Below are 672 nucleotides of genomic sequence, written 5' to 3' on the forward strand. Positions count from 1 at the left end.
GAGACCGCCCGCCAAAATTATAGGCCCCACCCCAACCCCTCCCCTGAAGGGGAGGGGCTAAGGAAGAAAATGATGACACCACGCGAAAAACTGCTGGCCGAAGCGGCCAAGCGCATCCTGATCACCGATGGCGCATTCGGGACCGAGATCCAGAACTGGAAGCTGGACGAGGCCGCCTATGCCGGGAATCTTGGCCTGTCCTACGACCAGAAGGGCAATAACGACATCCTCGCGCTGACCCGCCCGGATGTGCCCGCCAGCATCCATCGCGCCTATTTCGAGGCGGGGGCGGATATCGCCGAGACCAACACCTTCTCCGCCAACCGCATCAGCCAGGCCGATTATGGCGCCGAGCATCTGGTGCGCGAGATCAATATCGAGAGCGCCAGGCTGGCGCGGTCGATCGCGGACGAGTTCGAGGCGAAGGATGGGCGCCCGCGCTTCGTCGCCGGCGCGCTTGGCCCGACCAACAAGACGCTGTCGCTGTCGCCCGACGTCAACGATCCCGGCTATCGCGAGATCGATTTCGATACGCTGAAGGATGTCTATCGCGAACAGATCGATGCGCTGGTCGAGGGTGGGGTGGACTTCATCCTGATCGAGACGGTGTTCGATACGCTCAACGCCAAGGCTGGCGTAATGGCGGCGATCGAGGCGGGCGAGGCGCTGGGC

The 672-nt window shown here is 63.1% G+C and carries 1 protein-coding gene; it reads left to right on the forward strand.

Annotated elements, in window-relative coordinates; all coding sequences use genetic code 11:
• Positions 1 to 72: 72 nt before the first annotated feature.
• Positions 73 to 672: homocysteine S-methyltransferase family protein (locus tag AX681_RS10285; RefSeq protein WP_197424278.1), on the forward strand; the 600-nt coding region annotated here is incomplete at its 3' end.

This window comes from Sphingomonas sp. CCH9-E2 (assembly GCF_001557215.1).
Lineage (GTDB): Bacteria > Pseudomonadota > Alphaproteobacteria > Sphingomonadales > Sphingomonadaceae > Sphingomonas.